Annotated in this window: 17 protein-coding genes and 4 pseudogenes; 2 read left to right on the top strand and 19 right to left on the bottom strand. The window is 38.8% G+C overall.

Annotation, left to right across the window (positions count from 1 at the left end; translation table 11 throughout):
* Nucleotides 1-103 precede the first annotated feature (103 nt).
* The 14 genes and pseudogenes from NYE50_RS10745 to NYE50_RS21990 all read right to left on the bottom strand — a co-directional run.
* A complete protein-coding gene (locus tag NYE50_RS10745; RefSeq protein ID WP_228842256.1) occupies nt 104-334 on the bottom strand; it encodes a hypothetical protein in 231 nt (76 codons plus the stop codon).
* 233 nt (nt 335-567) lie between these two features.
* Nucleotides 568-827, bottom strand: a pseudogene (locus NYE50_RS10740) (hypothetical protein).
* Between the two features lie 113 nt (nt 828-940).
* Nucleotides 941-1150: a DUF4879 domain-containing protein gene (locus NYE50_RS10735; protein ID WP_022553293.1), complete on the bottom strand. Its 210-nt coding sequence runs from the start codon at nt 1148-1150 to the stop codon at nt 941-943.
* Nucleotides 1151-1770: 620 nt separating this feature from the next.
* Complete coding sequence (locus NYE50_RS10725) at nt 1771-2109, bottom strand: hypothetical protein (protein WP_061862238.1); 339 nt, start codon at nt 2107-2109, stop codon at nt 1771-1773.
* Between the two features lie 216 nt (nt 2110-2325).
* Nucleotides 2326-2787, bottom strand: coding sequence for a GNAT family N-acetyltransferase (locus tag NYE50_RS10720; RefSeq protein WP_159354201.1), 462 nt, complete (start codon nt 2785-2787; stop codon nt 2326-2328).
* A gap of 81 nt (nt 2788-2868) precedes the next feature.
* A complete protein-coding gene (locus NYE50_RS10715) occupies nt 2869-3465 on the bottom strand; it encodes an SMI1/KNR4 family protein (protein WP_224988146.1) in 597 nt (198 codons plus the stop codon).
* Nucleotides 3466-3520: 55 nt separating this feature from the next.
* On the bottom strand, nt 3521-3979 hold the full coding sequence (locus NYE50_RS10710; protein ID WP_061862235.1) for an SMI1/KNR4 family protein: 459 nt from the start codon (nt 3977-3979) through the stop codon (nt 3521-3523).
* Nucleotides 3980-3993: 14 nt separating this feature from the next.
* On the bottom strand, nt 3994-5793 hold the full coding sequence (locus tag NYE50_RS10705) for a T7SS effector LXG polymorphic toxin (protein WP_159354200.1): 1800 nt from the start codon (nt 5791-5793) through the stop codon (nt 3994-3996).
* Between the two features lie 329 nt (nt 5794-6122).
* Nucleotides 6123-6878: an N-acetyltransferase gene (locus NYE50_RS10700; RefSeq protein WP_159354199.1), complete on the bottom strand. Its 756-nt coding sequence runs from the start codon at nt 6876-6878 to the stop codon at nt 6123-6125.
* A 96-nt stretch (nt 6879-6974) separates the two neighbouring features.
* A pseudogene (locus NYE50_RS10695) lies at nt 6975-7369 on the bottom strand (UPF0715 family protein).
* Nucleotides 7370-7550: 181 nt separating this feature from the next.
* Nucleotides 7551-7694, bottom strand: a complete 144-nt coding sequence (locus NYE50_RS10690; protein WP_223204375.1) for a hypothetical protein — start codon at nt 7692-7694, stop codon at nt 7551-7553.
* Nucleotides 7695-7786: 92 nt separating this feature from the next.
* On the bottom strand, nt 7787-7990 hold the full coding sequence (locus NYE50_RS10685; protein ID WP_017417852.1) for a hypothetical protein: 204 nt from the start codon (nt 7988-7990) through the stop codon (nt 7787-7789).
* A gap of 15 nt (nt 7991-8005) precedes the next feature.
* On the bottom strand, nt 8006-8128 hold the full coding sequence (locus tag NYE50_RS10680) for a hypothetical protein (protein ID WP_263633370.1): 123 nt from the start codon (nt 8126-8128) through the stop codon (nt 8006-8008).
* A 297-nt stretch (nt 8129-8425) separates the two neighbouring features.
* Nucleotides 8426-8545, bottom strand: a pseudogene (locus NYE50_RS21990) (hypothetical protein); the annotation flags it as partial.
* 670 nt (nt 8546-9215) lie between these two features.
* On the opposite strand from NYE50_RS21990, the gene adhP reads away from it, so the two are divergent.
* On the top strand, nt 9216-10232 hold the full coding sequence (gene adhP, locus NYE50_RS10675) for an alcohol dehydrogenase AdhP (protein ID WP_020955863.1): 1017 nt from the start codon (nt 9216-9218) through the stop codon (nt 10230-10232).
* A gap of 150 nt (nt 10233-10382) precedes the next feature.
* Here the strand turns inward: adhP and NYE50_RS10670 are convergent, their stop codons facing one another.
* From NYE50_RS10670 to NYE50_RS10660, 3 genes are all read right to left on the bottom strand, one after another.
* Nucleotides 10383-10883, bottom strand: a complete 501-nt coding sequence (locus tag NYE50_RS10670; protein WP_159354198.1) for a DinB family protein — start codon at nt 10881-10883, stop codon at nt 10383-10385.
* Between the two features lie 63 nt (nt 10884-10946).
* On the bottom strand, nt 10947-11861 hold the full coding sequence (locus tag NYE50_RS10665; RefSeq protein ID WP_159354197.1) for a helix-turn-helix transcriptional regulator: 915 nt from the start codon (nt 11859-11861) through the stop codon (nt 10947-10949).
* Nucleotides 11862-12472: 611 nt separating this feature from the next.
* Nucleotides 12473-12658, bottom strand: coding sequence for a hypothetical protein (locus NYE50_RS10660; protein WP_021493434.1), 186 nt, complete (start codon nt 12656-12658; stop codon nt 12473-12475).
* A 544-nt stretch (nt 12659-13202) separates the two neighbouring features.
* Here NYE50_RS10660 and NYE50_RS10655 point away from each other — a divergent pair.
* Nucleotides 13203-13313 carry a YjcZ family sporulation protein gene (locus NYE50_RS10655; protein WP_076983618.1) on the top strand — a complete coding sequence of 37 codons (111 nt, stop codon included), beginning with the start codon at nt 13203-13205 and terminating at the stop codon, nt 13311-13313.
* 833 nt (nt 13314-14146) lie between these two features.
* On the opposite strand, the pseudogene ppsA reads toward NYE50_RS10655, so the two are convergent.
* A pseudogene (gene ppsA / locus NYE50_RS10650) lies at nt 14147-16744 on the bottom strand (phosphoenolpyruvate synthase).
* Nucleotides 16745-16918: 174 nt separating this feature from the next.
* Nucleotides 16919-18418 carry a xylulokinase gene (xylB, locus tag NYE50_RS10645; protein WP_159354196.1) on the bottom strand — a complete coding sequence of 500 codons (1500 nt, stop codon included), beginning with the start codon at nt 18416-18418 and terminating at the stop codon, nt 16919-16921.
* Nucleotides 18419-18519 lie beyond the last annotated feature (101 nt).

The following is an 18519-nucleotide window of genomic DNA, read 5'->3' as shown; positions in this document are numbered from 1 at the left end:
CGTATGAATATTAGAATTGTTACATTTAATTTGAAAGAATAATAAAAAGGGATTCTAATCCCAGGAATAAAAAAATACTAAGAAGATCATATTCCCCTTAGCCTCACATCCCAGATTGCCATGCAATAATGATAAAAGTCGTCCAAAAAGTTGTGACTAAAATAAGCATAACGGTTACAATCATTAAAATGAGACAACTTATTGTTAGAATTGAGTCTTTGTTTTTGTTAAGAATCAGAGTAACCACTGATCCTGCAGCAAATAGATACGACAAAACCGCACCGACCCAATACCACAACATAGAGTCATTGCTCCAGTAAGCCATTGACTGCATATAAATACTGAATATAAATCCTGACAATGCTAATAGAAACGAAACTAAATTTGATTTCAAGTTAGAGTTCCTTTCTTCCTAAGTTTTATTTTTAGGCACGGTCATACATCTGATAACACCTTTATGCGATATGCTTCGCCGCTTTGTCTGCATATTTTAATTCTTATTTCGTTTTTAAATATGTTTAATAAAACAGAAATGATATAAAGTTCACCTGAAACGCCGATTTAAAATTAAATAGATGTTTTATAAGCGTGAATTGCTTGATTTCTCAAAAGCATATTATCTTTCGTAACCATTCCGAGATTGTATGCTTGTTTGATGATATCCAGCACTTGATTATCGGTTTCAGTTACAGCTTGTCCACTAGTTATTCTGGATTTCCAGTAATCAAATAATCAAACTGGTGATTTCATTCTGAACTGCTTTTAAGGTTTTGATTATCAACCACTTTTCCATTCTCGAGCGCTTCTTTCAATTCATCAAAATGAATTGAACATTACTGATTCGAATGACTTCCTGCACCTTTTGTCGCTAAACTGCAAAACGCTAAAAACTTTGGACTTTGGTGGTATTATTCATCCTCTCTCTAATTTTACAACGTTCCTATAAATGATTTTCATTTTTTTCAAGCCCTTCAACTTGAATCTCATTTGAAGGAAGTTCGTTCATTGGAATTTCAATGTATTTGTCCCATCCTATCACTACCCTGTTTTGCCCAAGTATAGCATCATTTTTGTATATGTTTGCTTCACCTTTGTATAACAAATTCCTTCCGTCTTTGGCTTTAATGACGGTTGAATTTGTATAGCCCATAAGGGGGACTTTAAGATGTAACGGAAGAATCTGAAGACTGAAGCTTCAGCAGCTTCTGTATCAAAGTGACAGCTAGTGCAAGTATTACACACCTAAGCACTTTTCAATTCTGTAACTACCTGGTATTATTTCTCACGTTATTTATCGGTAATTCTATTGATAAATTCAACTCAAATACAAAAAGAACCTGTCTCTAACAAGGTTCTTTTCGTTTTGGTAACTGTATATTGTTTTTAACGACATATAAATGGAACTAGTGTATAATGTTTTCTGAATATTAGGCGTTTACGCTCAAGGGAGTCTTGCTCATCCCCTATGGAAAGGGGGTGATGCTTATGTCAACATTTCAGGCATTAATGTGAATGCTTGATTCGGGTCGATTATAATCGCCCTGTTGACGTATATAAATAAAAAATAGACCTCCCTTGAGCCTGGAAACTTAAAGGGTTGGGCAACTTTTTGTACAGAGCCGGGGTGCTGCCAACACCCTGGTCTTTTTATTATGCATTTCTTATTAAAGAAATACACTGTACCATGGAACCATTGAAATGATTTGCAATACTTTTGTTTATTGGATATCACCGTTATTTTATTTAGAGCCGAGAAGAAACTTTAATGTATCAATGTGCTTCAACACTTTCCAAATACTTTTCATGTTGTCTTTCTAAAACATTAATATCCTTTTTAAGGATCTCAACTTTATATTCTTCTTTAACTTCCTCAGATAAGTTATCGTTTAAATAGCGCCGTAATTCTTCTTCACTTTTTGTTTTATCCATACCAATTGATATGACTGGGTCTGTTTCTCCAATTCCAAGGCTAAATAAGTCAAATTCATCCCATGCGCTTTCTAATACTTCCTCAGTGGATTTTTGATGTTTAAAAGAATGTGTAACTGCGCCATACATGAACACAGAAAAACAAACAATGATCAAGACCCCAATTAATTTCTTTTTCATTGTCTCCTCCTTTCATTTCAAGAATACCACAAAATACAATACATGGAAAAAAACAATTCCTCAACCAACAGTATCCTATTTCATTACGGGTTGGTTTTGAGAGAATAAATGCTAATCCGCATCTTAAATAACGATCCAATTAGATTAGTTTAAGTTACCGTCTATCACCGTTTGAGAAACTAACCTCCCACACATTCACCATAATTCTCAGGAATTTTATTTTAATACTTTTAGGAGTTTTACATATTCACCATATTCATCTTCACCAAGAAATAATACGGTTGTAAAGCCCTTCTTTTCATATAGATGTCTTGCGTTTAAGTTATCTGTATCTACACCAAGTGTTATTTCCTCATATCCAAGTTGTTTAGCATAATCAATCAAATAATCAACAATAATACCACCTATCCCGCAATTTCGATATCCTTCTTTAACAATCATACGAGATAGATAAATGCGTTTATCTGGAATAGTATAATCTGGGTCATCGTTTTGAAAAACTAACGATCCTTCTCCTATAAACTCGTCATTCACTGAGTAAATAAAAGTAATTCTGTTTCCGCTTACTAATTCGTCATAAAACACCTTAGCCATTTTCTTTTTCTTTTCCATGTCCCAAATATTATTACACTTATTGTAGTCTTCAGGTTTTAATTTCTTTATTTGGTACGAATCCATAGCCTCTCTCCTTTTTATAATTAGTTTCTATCGAAAATAAAAAAGCTCTTTTTCTGAGAGCTTAACTTTGCAATACTTTTCCTAAAAACGAAAGCTAATTGTCCTTATCAAAGAGCAATTTTCCAAAATCTCAATTTCCACATCACTCCCATGTTCATCAGTTTCAATTGGTTCGTCTACTAAACTTAGGATAAACTCCTCAAACGAATTGGCAATTAGGAAAAAGTCTTTATCGGGGTGACTTAATTCATGATCCCAAAACAATATCTTTTCATTATCGATATCCATGCATATTTCATTCCCGCCTGCGGAGCTTGCGATAGGAATAATATTTCTAGGAAAGCGATCAGAATATGTATCGATTGCTTTCTGAAGACTGTTATGATCGTTCGCTAAACCATAAAAACCCTCTAACAATTGTGTATCATCTCCCTTACCCATCCAAGGATCTTTCTCTATAGGTTTGTAGCAAACGTCATACTCAATCTCATCTGTTGTTTTTTTACTTTCTAAATAACAGCCTCCATATCCCTTCAAAAAATCCTTATAGTCGGAAGGTAATTGATTTCCTATGTTCATTTCAAGCTCTTTGAGTTGTTCATTTGTATTAATGCTAGGATCTGTGCCAGCATCAATCGTAAACTCTTTCAACTTTTGTTCGATCTTAGTGAAGCTCATTTTAATACTCCTTCATATGCTATGGAAAAACAAGTTATAGACCTTCTTTTTAGTTTTAATCGTCCCAGTCCTCATCATCGATCCAGTCGTCTTTCGCTTCTTCAAGTTCTTCTATTAAAAACTCAAGGAATGTACTACCAACTTGTTTACCATATCCCTCTTGGTTGTCCCAAAGAATGACAGGGCATTCACCATTTTTCAACTTGTTAGTGTCAAGACAATAAGAAAATTCATCTACATATTCGATCACTACAAGACCATCGGAAAGGTTATAATATTTTTTATATTCATTAGTCTGTTCGACAACTTCAGCACCGTGAGAGTCATATCCGAGTATCATTGTTCCATATGCTCCCCCTGAACCATACTCAGTTAAAAACCACTTATAGCTGTCTGGAAGGGTTACATTGAGATCCTCTTCTATTTCTCTAATCTGATCTTCAGTGACTCCCCCCGTGAGAATTGAATTTTCTTTATTTTCATCAAAGAAAGTTTTTATTTTCGAATAATCCATTAAACTTTCACCTCTTATTCTTGATTCTCAAATTGCTGAGCTCTCCATCTCCAATACCTTCTTCTGAAACTTTTATATTGTTTATCAAGCACAGGAGCATTTCTAAAACTCTGTCCATTCCCTTTTAATCCATGCAAAACATCACTGTACTTATTATGCCAGCTTTCAGGTATCTCCAGCATAGTACCAGGCTCTTCTTGAATTAAGTGATGTAAATTTATTTGCGTGCCATCTTTAGCAAAAGGAGCATTACCATTTTTCATCAGTTGAAGATTCGTAAAGCCTTTACGATTTTTTTGATTAAGGTCAATATCTTTCATTGTGTATACTCTACGGCTTACATCTCTAGGCTCTCCTTTAACTTTTACCTTGCCGTCTATTTCATAGGCCTCATACTTCTCTTTATTTAACCAAGGGACATTTACTTTCTGACCAGTAAATGGCTTTCTGCTTTCATCCAATTTCTTTGCATTGGACAAAAGTCCATTTTTAAGGTTTTGGCTGTTAACCACATTGTATGGTACGTTATCAGCCAGAGCAAGATCATACTTAGAGTTATAAGGAAGCAAATCTGAAATCTTAATGTCCTTAATTTTCTGACCTGCCTGTCCTGCCTTGTTTATGACCTTCCCCGCCGCATCAGCTTTGTTAACGGCTCCTGCGCCTTTTGTTCCAACAACAGCAACAGCAACTGAACCGACCGCATATGTCACCCATCTTGATCTGGAATACACATCTCCGTTCACCATATCTTTTTGATACGACTCTTCAATTGCCGCTTTAACAGCATCATATGTTTTAACAGGATGAAGTACTGCATTCCCCAGTGCTGACAGCGTTTCCCCCGGATCGGTTATGAAGTCCCATAGACCGGTTACCGTGTCTTTCCCGACATCATATAAACCAACGCCGGCTCCTTTTAAAATATCCCAAGTCACTTCTCCGGCTTCTTCCATCTGTTTTGCTTGTTCAAGCTGAATCACATACTGCTGCTGGGCAGGTTCAAGGTTTTCATAGCCGATCTTCTTCGCAATTTCCAAATATTCATCCGGATCAGTTACTCCATCAGCGAGCTTTTTCTTCAGATCCTTGATTTCCCGCTCCTTCGCTTCTTCCTTTTTAATCGTCAAATAATCATCCGAATGTCTTGCAATCTCGCCTTTTTTCTTATGTATGTCACTTTCCCTGTATGCCTTGGCGTTATAGTGAAGCGGAGTGGCGTTTTTTCCTTGGCCTGTTGCGTTTTGGAGCTGCTGAAAATCTGCCTGAATGAAATGTTCGTTTGCCTCGGTTTCTGCGTATTCTTTCGTTAGATCGTGATCAAGCTTTCCGAGCTTATGTATGATCTCATCCCGTTTTTTATCTGCTGACTCAAGCTTTTGATCGACATCCTCTGTCGAGAAAACATCAAGATGGACAATATCGCTTATCTCGTTAAGAATATCCCTCATTTCATTGCGCTGCTCCTGCATGATGGCTTGTGATGTATTCTTCGCATGAATCAGCTCATGTTCTAAAAATGACTCTTCCACAAACGAATCAGCTAATCCGGCATCAGCCACTTTTCCTGAAATACTGTTAAGAAACGCAATCTTCATATCGATCAGATTAAGCCAGCTGTCTGTGACACCGGCGTGGTCTTGAAAAAAGGCTTTGATGTTATCAGCACCTTTACCTGAAAACTCACTGTCGTCTAGATCAGCCATTCCCTGAAACGCTTTTCTGAGATTGATAAATTGTTCTCTAATCTGATCGTATTCTTTTGCTCGTTTCTCCGCTGCTGAAATGAACGAGGATGCTTCAAATACCTTCATTTACGTCTCCTTTCCGCTTCTTTCTGTCTAAATTTTACCATAGGATATAATGCCTGAAGAACTTCTTTTTTGTTGCGTTAAACTTTCTCCGTTCATAAAAATAACCATCAAAACTGATGTTTTCTCCCGCAAGTCAAATCGGGGAAAATGCATCGGCTGATGGTTATAAAGAGTATGGATCCCAGTCTTAAATGCAGGGAAGTGAGATAACGAGTACACCTAGATGCCTTCATATGTGACAATCCAATATTATTTATGCCATAAACAGCTAACAGCGCAGTAAAGGTCATTACAGAATTCATTTCCCTCGAAGTTATTCTTAAGATAGTTTAAATTAAGCTATTGAGTATTTTTTCAAACTTATTCACGCTCATCATCTCATGAGTGAGAAATGTCCCATTATAAAACACGCTGAAAGTCGTCCAAACTGCCGGGGATTTTTGCGCCATATCTTTTGTCGTTATTCGCCGGGCCTGAAAATGAAGTCCTTTCTTTTCAGTCAGTTCCTTTACATCCTTTAACAATCCAACTGCAAATGGGCATTGGGCTGTATAAAATATTGTGATTCCCTCATCATTAACGGAATTACTTTTCACCTGTTTTTTAAATACAGGAGGATGTGCATGTTTATTCCACGTCAGTGACATCAACTGAAAATAGGGTTCTGCTTCATCTTGCACAGCAAATCCCATATGTTCAAAGAAATGCTTATCACTTAAATAAGGGAGTTTTTTCTTCCCCACTATATGAACTATCCCATCCATACCGCGGGATTTTGCATCTGACACACATTTTTCTAACAAGTGTTTCGCATGTCCGTTATTCTTATATTTTCCCGAGACCCAAAGACAATTAATAAACATAAAATGAGGTGCGCTTACCGGAACCCACGCTTCTTCTGCAGGTAAATATTCAATAAAAACTTTTGCCCGTTCGTTTAGGCGATAGAACACCAAGCCATCACTCATCCGATCTTTGAGCCAGCTCTTCTTTTCATTTACCGCATCCTCATATTGTTTCGTACCTAATGCACAGCAAATATGATTGTCATCAATATTGTCCCTAGTCAACTCAATGTATTCCATTTTTCCTCACCCGCTTTCTGGATTCATCACATGAATTTCAATTTGAACAATGCAGACTGGGCATGGCGCTAGTCGGTCTTTTTTAGAACATCAGCTTTACTTCTGGGGAGTATTGTAATTTCTCAGAAATATAGAGTCCCAGAACCAATATATGAACGCAGCAACAATGCTCATTAAACTGAGAAATCAATTGGCGGATTATCTATGTACCAGAACAAGAACACAGCTAAAAAAGCGACTGCTGTATAAATGAAAAGATGAACCAAACTAAACTTTTTAGGCTTCTTTCTTAGCCATAGTTGCACAGGAACAGCAAACAAAAGGTAAGTAATGAATGCGTAAAAAGCAATGATAACCACAGTAACCAATGCAAATGGCACAAAACCCGAGTATACAAACATATATAGTCCGAAGATCAAACCATACGACAAACTTGAAAAAGCCAATGTGTAGGTACAGCTTTGACTTTTGCTCCAAGACGCTGCTTCCATATAGTTCACCTACTTTTTATCAAAATACATTTCTCATTTTTTCCTACTGTTTAAAATCAATATATATCCATCACTTTAAAAGATCTATGTTTTTTGGCAGATCATCAATTCACTATCTTAATATCCAGAAATTTTATTGCCATTAAAAAAAGGTCAAGGAAATACCTTGACTGTGTATCGCTCACCAATCTGCATCCGGTTCATCGTGTTCGAATTCGTAAAAGCCTTTAATCCACACTTCTCCGCAGCCGGCTCCTTTTGTGATCAATAAGTAATGATTTCTGTTTGCATCACCATTCACCTTATCAGCCGCGCTCAAGTTCAAATGATTACCCGTGAAATTCTTTTCACTAAGGGTAAAATCATATCCTGCCAGTGTAATTCTCTGCAGTTTAAGCTCAAATATCGGCAGAAAGATTATGACCACAAATTCAAAGCAAGAAACGACAGCCCCCATGCAGATAGACCAAACATTACAAAGAACCTAAGCAAAGCTTCGAATTTTGTAAGTCTTCGCTCCCTTTTCGTTTTACCTAATTTCCAATAAACGGCGTAGCAGGAAAACACCAAAATGAGTTGTCCAAGTCGCGACACAGATTCTAAGAATTCTATACCATTCATTGATTTTCACCTCGTTTATTTAAACAGAAAGTCTTTCTTACAGCGTTTATCCAAAGCACTGATTTCTTCGGTTATAAAAACCGCTTGAGGAATTTGTTTGTAAAATGGTTTGCCTGCCGCTTGATAAAAACAGCCCATCCTTACTCCCCATGTATCAATCAATATAAATTTTATTATCTCAGATGGAAAGACGATTTCCAACAGTTATGTAAAAATAAGTAACTGTAATATGCTAATTGTATAAGAAAAGTTGTCTGTTCCAGCAGAACCACGAGTGCTGCATTTCCCATTAAAGCGCTAAAGGAAAATTATAAAAGAGCCGATTTTAGGCTCATTCGCGAAGCTTTATCATTTTATTTTTATGATTGTATACTCCTGTCAGTCTTACTGGAATAAATTTGCGGGAAGATTAGTTTTAATCCGCCGCCCTGCTCACCTTCGAACCTTCTTGCAGCTTCCCCACAAATAAATATCCAGATGAACAGCTTTCACCTCTTCCCTTTGTGAATCCCTGTGTGAAATCTGACTCTTCCCAAAACTTATCTGGCCTTGCATCGTGGAGCGCCAATTCTCATGCATCAATTTAATTAATCCAGGATATTCGTATTTTGCTTTTCTGTTAGCTGAATAACGCTTTATAAGAAGCGGGGAATTCTTGATTTACGCGCTGCACTTCCAATGTAAATTCACGTTCCTCTTCTGTCACTCGTCTGAGTCTGTCAGCTTTTTTTGTGTATCTATGTCGGCACCTGGAGGAACGAACCGATTCGGTGCAATTCGTACACCATTTGTGATAACAGCATTGTATGAGATAAATGATCCTTTTCCTATAATTGCATTGTATACGATTGCCTTAAAACCGATGAACGTGTGATTTCCAAGAGGGCCATGAATGAGAGCATCATGTCCGACACTTACATTGTTTCCGATATAAGCTGATAAAGGGCAAAAACTTAGTGAGCCGGTGATTGTCAAATTTATCTTCCGTCAGCTTTTTATCGCTCAAAAAAAGGCCTCCTTTGAAAACGTATCTATTCATGTATATATGTAAATTCTGTGCATTTGGAGATGACAAATCATCCATAGAATCCTCCCTGCATAGCTCCCTCAATTTTTATAGAGACACTTGTCCGCAAAAAATGTAAGGGCTTTCAAAAGAAGAGCAGTATGCTAAATTGTAAGATAAGTAAAAATTTTCTGCTAATATTTGAAAGGGGTGTATGATTTGAAAGCAGTAGTAGCAACAAAAGACAAAAGTATAGCGATCGTACAAAAAGAATTACGTCCTTTGCGACATGGTGAAGCCAAAGTTAAGATGGAATACTGCGGTGTATGTCATACTGACTTACATGTTAAAAATGCTGATTTCGGAGATGTTACAGGCGTCACTTTAGGTCATGAGGGAATCGGCATTGTAACTGAGATTGGTGAAGGTGTAACAAGCCTGAAAAAGGGCGACCGCGTCTCTATTGCCTGGATGTTTGAAAGCTGCGGCTGCTGTGAATATTGCTTAACTGGCCGTGAAACCTTGTGCCGGGATGTAAAAAATGCCGGCTATACAGTTGATGGCGCAATGGCTGAAGAAGCAATCGTAGCGGTTGATTATGCAATAAAGGTGCCGGAAAATTTAGATCCTGCAGCAGCAAGCAGCATTACTTGTGCAGGTGTAACAACTTATAAAGCGGTTAAAGTCAGTGAAATTAAACCAGGTCAATGGATCGGTGTATTTGGAGTCGGCGGTTTAGGCAACTTGGCTGTTCAATATGCAAAAAACGTCTTTAACGCTAAAGTGATTGCTTTCGACATTAGCGATGAAAAATTGAATTTTGCTAAGAGCTTAGGCGCTGATGCGGTTGTAAACAGTTTAAACGAAGACCCCGTCGCTAAGGCAAAAGAAGTGACTAACGATTTGGGGCTTGATGCTGTGGTCATCACGGCTGTCTCTAAAACCCCTTTCAATCAAGCGATTGATGTTGTAAAAGCAGGAGCCCGTGTAGTCGCTGTCGGTTTACCGGTGGACAAAATGGATTTAGATATTCCCCGTCTCGTGTTAGATGGGATTCAGGTAGTAGGTTCATTAGTAGGTACCAGAGAAGATTTGAAGGAAGCTTTTCAATTTGCCGCAGACGGTAAAGTTGTACCTAAAGTGACAAAACGCCCGATTGAAGATGTGAATGATATTTTTGAAGAAATGGAGCAAGGCAAAGTGACCGGCCGCATGGTTATCGATTTTACTTCCTAATCATTAAGGCTGCCGGGAATGATACGGCAGCCTTTGATCTCGATTCTTGCTCAGCGCCCCACCCAGACTGAATGAGACTTTGTCATTTAGTTCAGAAAAGAAATTTTACAGACCATTCGGCGGTCATTCATTTTGCAAGTATTCTCTGAACTAATCCTGATACCAATATAATACAAGGTCATTCATTGCCGAAGCGTAGCCCTGCTGTCTTAACATAGTTGTTATGCTGCCCCGATGATAAGTTCCGTGATTGGCAACATGGAATAAAATTTCTGAGTAAGCAGTTTCTCTGTAACCTAACCAAGGATTATTTAAGTTCTTTTTTTGTTCTAAATCTGTTTGGCTATTCATCCATTCTTCAAACTGTGAAGCCAGTTCTTCGTAAGACGCCGCAAATTCATCTGCAGAATATAAATGAGCCTTTTCTGCATAAGCCATAGAACCTTCCAATGCTTCCTGCATGTCTATTCCTTTAAGTACTTGCAGCCACATAACATCCACCGCGCAGATGTGACTGAACGTTTGAGCAATTGTAGGATATGAACTGTGAACCTCTTCATAAAGGACATTACTTGGTAATTCCTTTATTCTTTCTAATAACGCTTTATTCGCCCAAACATGGTACTGATACATATTTTTCGCATGGTTCATTTAACATCTCTCCTTTAAAGTTGATACTTGTGATTATAAAAAAAGATATATGACAGCAGATTGTCATACATCTTTATAAATTTTCATTATTTTTTCAGCTTCATCCATTAAAATTGATTGAAGTTCCACCGGTTTTATAATTTTAGCGCCACTGCCAAAGCTCAAAAGAATTGATTTAAGCCATCCGGCATGCTGAGGCCGATACACAGAGATTGTAAACGTCATACTTCCATCTCTGTTCATGACTTTTGAAGCGTTCTGAAATTGATCTAATACTTTAGCTATGGAATTAGGATTAACCCAAATGACTACATCCGCAAACCCTCCCAGGTCGGATTCTGAATAAGATGGTTCATCTTTCACTTTGTGACTGCGCAAAAACTCTTCTTGAGTAAGCGTTATATTCATCATACGTGATACTCTAAATTCTCTATCTTCTTGACGTTCTCTGCAGAAGCCATATACATACCAACTACGAAACTTATACTGAAGGTGGATAGGTTCTACTTCACGTGATGTAAATTCATTTTTATTACTGACATAATCAAAGCGTACTGCCTTTTTTTCCTGTATAGCTTTTCGCAGCCGGATTAATGAATTCGGTTCTGTTCTAAGGCTTTCCAAGTTAACATACAAAGTCCTGCTGCTTTCGCTTGTATCCAGAGATTTTAATCTATCTATCGTGTGTTCAACTTCCTTATCTTCAAAAACACTCGACAAACTGCTTAATACTGTAATTAAATTCAATACATCATGAGAACCGATTAAACTTTTATCAAATTTGTATCCTCTCATTATCCCAAAACCGCCGTTAGCCCCTTGGTATGAAACGACTGGTATTCCAGCTGCACAAATCGCTTCGATGTCTCTATAAATTGTCCGCGTTGATACTTGAAATTCATCAGCTAAACTGGAAGCAGATAAAATTTCATTATGTAAGAGCTTGAATATGATTGATAACAAACGTTCTAATTTCAATTCTCAATTCCTTTCCTTATTAGAGTTGGGAGTGCTCTTTTTGCTCTGACACTGCCGCTCACCTCCTGTCACTTCAAGAAACCACGCAGAAAGCTTAATTTTTCCACCTAACCGCATAATACGCGAATACCATATGCTTTATACTTTGCGACACCGATAAACCCTTCTATTGCTTCATCTGATATAAAATAAAACGCCTGTTGAACCTTTGCTTATGTATACAGCTTCATCTTCACTGAGTAATTTGAGGCCCAATTTAATCTACATAATAGTTCACTGAATCTCTCAACAATTTTAGATAAAAATCTTGTTTTTATAGAGATGTTCGTTCAATCGACATCCTTGTGATATATATATGGTGAAATTTATAAAAACAAACAAAGGAGTGTTGTTACATATGAGTCTTATCATTTTAGCATCCATGCTTTTATGGGGTGCAGTGATCCACGAGCTAAACAAACCTTCAAAAAAACAAAGTAAACGGAAAATGATCCCTTTGGTATCCCTCAGTTCTTTATCTACTTTAATCATCACAATTTCGCTTTTTTCTAATTTAATTGGTTGATATTTGTTATGAGGAAACCCGCCAGAGGTTCCTCATAACACTAAACCTACTCACTGCACACTTTACAGCAGACCTTATCAGAGTGTTTGCTTAACACTTTGTCCATTCTCCCCACAGGCATCTTCTTCTCACTCGGAAGTGTAAGATAAGCTGTTATCTCATCCCCTGATTTTAATGTTTTTCCGCAGATAGAGCATTTTAACTCAGTATTAAAGAAATTTTTTAATCCCATCCAGAAGCCTCCTTACTTACCTTTATAAAGTAATACGTTAATGCTTTATAAAAGTTTCAGGTTAAATAAATACTCCTTGCCTGGGAATATACTTCGTTTCAGTTGATCCGCAGCCGCCCCGGTCATCGTTGCCTATAACTTTATCAGCACCACAAACCCGCAAGCAGGCTCCTTGTATCGTACCTTCCGTCCCTTTGTGATTTGTTTTGATTTGTCGTATACTGCGCTTGCCCGGGAAATGATGAATATTTTCGTTAACTATAATTTCCCTGAATCTCTTCGTATGTGGCTCTGCATGATGAAGTAACTTCATGCAGAGCCACTTTCATACACAGTTTTATTGCATGTTTAGCCATATCCCTCCTCTTTAAACAGCAAACCGTCCCATCCATTTCTCTCTTTCAGTTAACCTCCCATTATTTTATTGTCTTAGAAGCTCTTCATTTTAGACATAACATCCATTTTTTCTTATTTAGACTTAAATCTATGTCGAAATTTACCGTCCGGCATATTATGTACTATCCTAACAACAGGAGGTGGCAATATGGGATACTACGGTGGGAATTACGGTGGAAATTATGGCGGAAACTCTTTCGTATTGATCGTTGTACTATTCATTTTGTTAATCATTGTAGGTGCTGCATTCCTTTTTTAGCACATTGACGATTCATATTCGTCTCCCAAACATTGCATCCCTTAGTTCGGACAGACGCCATAAGAAGTTTTATGGCGTTTTTACTTTTGAAAACAAATCCATTTAAAATAAACATTTTATTTTTACTCTGAAGTTTTTTCATAAGCAGGAGAGTTTCTTCCCCTGCCTACGGCTGCTAATCCTTTTCAGATCTTTTATGAAATACTCGGACTAATATTGCCGCTATGAATATTAAGGCGAACAATCCAAAAGCCATTGATCCATTCTTTAAAATGATCCCAAAGATCAACAATGCGCAACCAGACAAAATAAATAGTATCTTACTTAAAATATTAATCATTTACATTTCTCCCAATCAAAGCTTGCATTGACACCAATAATACCTGCAGTATTTATACAAGCATAGCAAGCAGTTCCACATAAAATAGTTAAACCAGTGATTGCCCATTGGCTAATATTCTTATCGCATAAACAATCTGATACACATCCAGTCCAACCCTTAGCACTCATCATGTTTGATGATGAGCCCGTTTTATCTTCTGCAGACTTTTCTGTCTCAAAGACACCAGACTTGTCTCATCTTTAACACAAGACTTGTTCATGAAAATAACCCCTTTGTAAAAAAATAATTGTCATTCGGCACCAATACTACATATCAAACAGACCATCTCATAAATCACCTTCTCTCTTTAATAAAACGCTACCATTCATATAAATAATTGTTAAGCAAAATGGCTTTCACATAAAAAAAGCCGGATTCCTCCTCTAAGAGGTTCCGGCTTTTCTTAGTAAAATACAGGAAATATCTGGTGACGTGCTGCACACACCCGCTATTATAATATTTCAATAGAGCCTTCTGTTCCATGAACGCGGATTCGCTGCCCATCTTTTATCAATTGGGTTGCATTTTCAACTCCAACAACTGCAGGTAAGCCGTATTCACGCGCGATAACCGCTCCATGGGTCATCAGTCCGCCAACTTCAGTGACCAGGCCTTTTATGGATACAAACAATGGCGTCCAGCTGGGATCAGTATAGGAGGTAACTAATATATCTCCATCTTCCAAATCGGCATCTTCCATGTTTAAAATAACCCGTGCCCGCCCTTCTATGACTCCCGAGGAAACGGGCAGCCCTGCAATCGCACCGGCCGGGAGATTTTCTCGTTTGTACTCGCCTGTAACGATTTCACCGTCAGATGTGATAACACGCGGCGGAGCTAGTTTTTCATATACTTTGTACTCGCCTTTTCGTGTGCTGATGATTTGGTAATCCAATTTATGTGTGCGTACGACTTCCTGAAGTTCTTCAAAAGTGAGTTAGTATATGTCTTCTTTTTCATGAATAACGCCCGCTTCTGCGAGTTGTTCGGCTTCTTTCAGTAAAGCCTGCTTATAAACGAAGTAGCGGCTGATCATGCCGTATTTTGGATATTCTCTGAACCCGCTGAAGTTCCGGATGATGCGGATCATTCGTTTGGTTTCTTTGGCTTTTTGTTCACCATCCGGTAATTGCTTCAATCGGTCTAATAACTCTTGTTCTTTCTTCAACGCCTCCTGCCGCCCTTGCTCAAATTTCCGCTGGCTGGCATTTGGCTCAAAGTTTTTGAGATTATTAAGAATCATAGGGACAAGTGCAGTTGGTTTTTCGCTCCATCGAGTTCTTGTCATATCAATTTCTCCGGCACATCGCATTCCGTACTTGCTGAGATAAGCATAGATAGCGTCACGGGTTTCCCGCCCGCCTTCAAACTTCACCAGCCCATCCAAAAAGTGATCATCTTTTACATTCTCTAAATAGGCAATTACTTCTGGATAAGGGCGGATCACATCAGCGACGTCCAATAGCGCAAGCCCCATTTCTGAGGTAATATTATGGGGTACAGATTGAGAAAGCGTATCTGCTGCGTTTTTTTCACCTAACCACTCGTTCATTTTTTCGTTAATCCATGATGAAGCATCCATTGCAGTTCGAATCAACACCGAACTTTTCGGGTTAAATAGAATCTTCTTTAATTCCTGGATATCTTCCAAAATAAAACGAAATAAATCAGATCCTGATTTCGTCTGGATGTTTTGTTTTAACTCTTCTATTGATGCCTGACTGCTCTTAATCAAATCAGAAACAATTGCCGGATCGTTTTCAGCTTGATCCGGCATATCTGCATTGCCTTTGCCGGGAATCGGTGCCGTTTTATCAGGTATCGGCTTAATGAAATCATCTCGCTCTATTATGGTCATAAGTGCGTCTTTTAAGAGCGGATCGTGCTGCCCCATGCCTTTTAAGAAAACTTCTCTGACATTAGGAGATGCCAGTTGATGTGTGACATCAACGAATAGCCTTCCGCCGGCTTTACGCATGCGTGCAGCAGTCGTCAACAGAAAAAAAGACAATCCAAGGGGTTTTATGGGATCCGTCATCATTTGCTGATGACCGACAGAGATATAGACGTGATTTTCTCGATCGTTCGCTTCAGGAACGGGGTATAACGTTGTGATCGGACGACTTTGGACAATATAAAAAGTATCGCGGTCCAAACACCATTCGATATCTTGCGGCTGGCCGAAATGAGCTTCGATCTGTCTCCCGATACGTGCCAGCTGTAAAATTTGTTCATCAGTCAGTGTTTGAATCTTTTGCTGATCAAGAGCGATCTCCTGTGTTTCTGTTCCGCCTTCTTTTCGTCCATAGATAGCCAATTTTTTAGTTTCTATTCTCTTATCGACGATTTGCCCGTCCTGTACTTTATAACAATCGGCAGAGACTAAGCCGGAGACAAGTGCTTCACCAAGTCCAAAACCGGCATCGATGGATAGCAGCTTTCGGTTTCCGGTCATCGGATCAGCGGTAAATAAAATCCCCGAAGCCTGAGGGAACACCATCTTTTGGATGATAACGGATAAATAAACTTGGCTGTGATCAAACCCATTTTGCATACGGTAAATGACCGCGCGATCCGTAAATAGGGACGCCCAACATTTACTGATATGCTGCAAGATCGCATCGACGCCGGTAATATTTAAATAGGTGTCTTGTTGACCGGCAAAAGAGGCATGCGGTAAATCCTCAGCTGTCGCACTGGAACGTACGGCATAGGCATGTTTTTCGCCGAACCGGGAGAGATGGCAAGCAACTGCTTTGACTACATCTGAAGGAATTTCTGTTTCCATAATGGTTTGCCGGATTTTTTTGCTGACTTCACCAATTTGATCCCGATTCTCCACTTTCAGCATGGTCAGTTGATCCAACAGCGCTTGTAACGTTTCGTTTTGTTCAATGGCTTTTTGATATCCTGCGGTTGTGACACAAAATCCTTCCGGTACTTGTATTCCTTGAATTTTTGATAATTCCCCTAAATGTAACCCTTTTCCTCCAACGAGCAAAGGCTGTGTTTTTTCAATTTCGTGAATGCCGAGAACCAAAGAACTCATTCTATATCTCCCCTTCAAAAAAATTTGACAAGAGCTTTTCAGCATGATATAATCATAATATAAGATGGATAACTATGAATTTTCACACAAAAAGCGCGCGTGTTCTGATTATATCACCGTGTCTGTTTTTGTGCAATATAAAAAGAACCTGGCCAATTTGGCGAGGTTCTTTCTTCATTTTTGTCGAAAGCTCTTTAAAGCTGTATTGATATCTTTTGTGTGAACGTAAATGTTCTTATACAACTCGAATAGTTTTTTATATTTTTGAACATTTTGTTCTTTTGGATAAAATGCAGCTGCTTCATGAATGAACTGCTCTGCACATTCTTCAAGAGAGTCAAACCACCCGCTTCCTAAGGCAGCTAACATCGCAGCCCCCATGGTGGGACCTTGTTCATTCTCTAACTTAACAACCCTCGTATTGAAAATATCAGCCTGCATTTGAAGCCACGTTTCATTTTTAGCTCCCCCGCCAATAGAGACAACCGTATCAACTGATTTTCCCGCTTCGCGGAATAGCTCAATTGATTCATATAAAGAGAATGTGATGCCTTCCATTATCGCCCTCAAAAAGTGCTCTCTTTTATGGGCTCCGTCCATTCCGATCAAGCTTCCCCGAATAGATGAATCAGCATGCGGCGTTCTTTCACCGACTAAGTAAGGAGTGTACAGCAGTCCATTTGCTCCTATCGGAACAGATTCCACCCCCCGTAATAATTGTTCAAACGATTCGTTCGGCGCAAACGTTCTTTTAAACCAGTCCAAGCTGTACCCTGCAGCGAGCGTGACTCCCATCGTATAAAAAGAATCCTTCTTTCCATGATTAAAAAAGTGCACTTTCCCTTTAAAGTCCCTTTCTTTGTCTTCTTCACAGGAAAGTATGACTCCTGACGTCCCGATACTGCATAATGTTTTTCCGGAAGAAAGAATACCGGCTCCGACAGCACCGCAAGCATTATCTGCTCCCCCGGCGTACACTTTTGTTTTTTCCAACAGACCAGTCTTCGCCGCAACGCTCGGAAGCAGCGATCCTACACAGTCATGGGATTCAACAAGCGGAGGACAAATTTCCGCTGAAATATCAAATTGATTGCAAATCTCATCGCTCCACTCTTTGCGGGTCATATGTAAAAGTAACGTTCCCGCCGCGTCGGAGTATTCGGTGTGAATGGCGCCAGTCATGCGGAATCTCACATAGTCTTTCGGAAGCAAAAAAACAGCGGTTTTGTGAAAAAGTTCAGGCTCATGTTCCTTCACCCATAACATTTTAGGTAATGTAAACCCTTCAAGGACACGGTTTTTTGTGATATCAAGCAGACGATCGCCAAATGTCTCGGTTATCCTGCTACATTGAGGCGTCGTTCTGGTATCATTCCAAAGAATCGCATGACGCAGCACCTGAAGATCTTGATCAAGCAGCACTAACCCATGCATTTGTCCTGAATAGCTAATCCCGTCAATATCCCCGGGTTGAACGTTGGATATCGAAATCAATTCAGCCAATGCTGCAATTGTTTGCTGCACCCAGTCTTCAGGATTTTGCTCACTATATCCCGCCTTCTCTTGGATGAGCGGGTAACTTTTGAACGTTTCTGCACAAACCTTGCCATTTTGATTGACTAAAATGGTTTTAACGGCACTCGTACCAAGATCTATTCCAATGACATACTTCATTTTTTCACTCCTTCCTCTCTAAATAGATCCCCATTGAAATGACCCGCCATAACAGTAACTTCATGACGGGCAATTCCGGGAACTTGGCTGCCTGCATCTTT

Origin of the sequence: Bacillus sp. EU55, from assembly GCF_038005925.1 — a bacterium.
In the GTDB taxonomy this organism is placed as follows: Bacteria; Bacillota; Bacilli; order Bacillales; family Bacillaceae; genus Bacillus; species Bacillus velezensis.
This window is presented reverse-complemented; position numbering and strand designations above follow the sequence as displayed.

Bases quoted from the DNA above. Each gene is read 5' to 3' on its own strand.
- NYE50_RS10745 (WP_228842256.1), bottom strand. From the start codon at position 334: ATGCAGTCAATGGCTTACTGGAGCAATGACTCTATGTTGTGGTATTGG.
- NYE50_RS10735 (WP_022553293.1), bottom strand. From the start codon at position 1,150: ATGGGCTATACAAATTCAACCGTCATTAAAGCCAAAGACGGAAGGAAT.
- NYE50_RS10725 (WP_061862238.1), bottom strand. From the start codon at position 2,109: ATGAAAAAGAAATTAATTGGGGTCTTGATCATTGTTTGTTTTTCTGTG.
- NYE50_RS10720 (WP_159354201.1), bottom strand. From the start codon at position 2,787: ATGGATTCGTACCAAATAAAGAAATTAAAACCTGAAGACTACAATAAG.
- NYE50_RS10715 (WP_224988146.1), bottom strand. From the start codon at position 3,465: ATGAGCTTCACTAAGATCGAACAAAAGTTGAAAGAGTTTACGATTGAT.
- NYE50_RS10710 (WP_061862235.1), bottom strand. From the start codon at position 3,979: ATGGATTATTCGAAAATAAAAACTTTCTTTGATGAAAATAAAGAAAAT.
- NYE50_RS10705 (WP_159354200.1), bottom strand. From the start codon at position 5,793: ATGAAGGTATTTGAAGCATCCTCGTTCATTTCAGCAGCGGAGAAACGA.
- NYE50_RS10700 (WP_159354199.1), bottom strand. From the start codon at position 6,878: ATGGAATACATTGAGTTGACTAGGGACAATATTGATGACAATCATATT.
- NYE50_RS10685 (WP_017417852.1), bottom strand. From the start codon at position 7,990: ATGAATGGTATAGAATTCTTAGAATCTGTGTCGCGACTTGGACAACTC.
- NYE50_RS10680 (WP_263633370.1), bottom strand. From the start codon at position 8,128: ATGGGCTGTTTTTATCAAGCGGCAGGCAAACCATTTTACAAACAAATT.
- NYE50_RS10670 (WP_159354198.1), bottom strand. From the start codon at position 10,883: ATGAACCATGCGAAAAATATGTATCAGTACCATGTTTGGGCGAATAAA.
- NYE50_RS10660 (WP_021493434.1), bottom strand. From the start codon at position 12,658: ATGGGATTAAAAAATTTCTTTAATACTGAGTTAAAATGCTCTATCTGC.
- NYE50_RS10655 (WP_076983618.1), top strand. From the start codon at position 13,203: ATGGGATACTACGGTGGGAATTACGGTGGAAATTATGGCGGAAACTCT.
- xylB (WP_159354196.1), bottom strand. From the start codon at position 18,418: ATGAAGTATGTCATTGGAATAGATCTTGGTACGAGTGCCGTTAAAACC.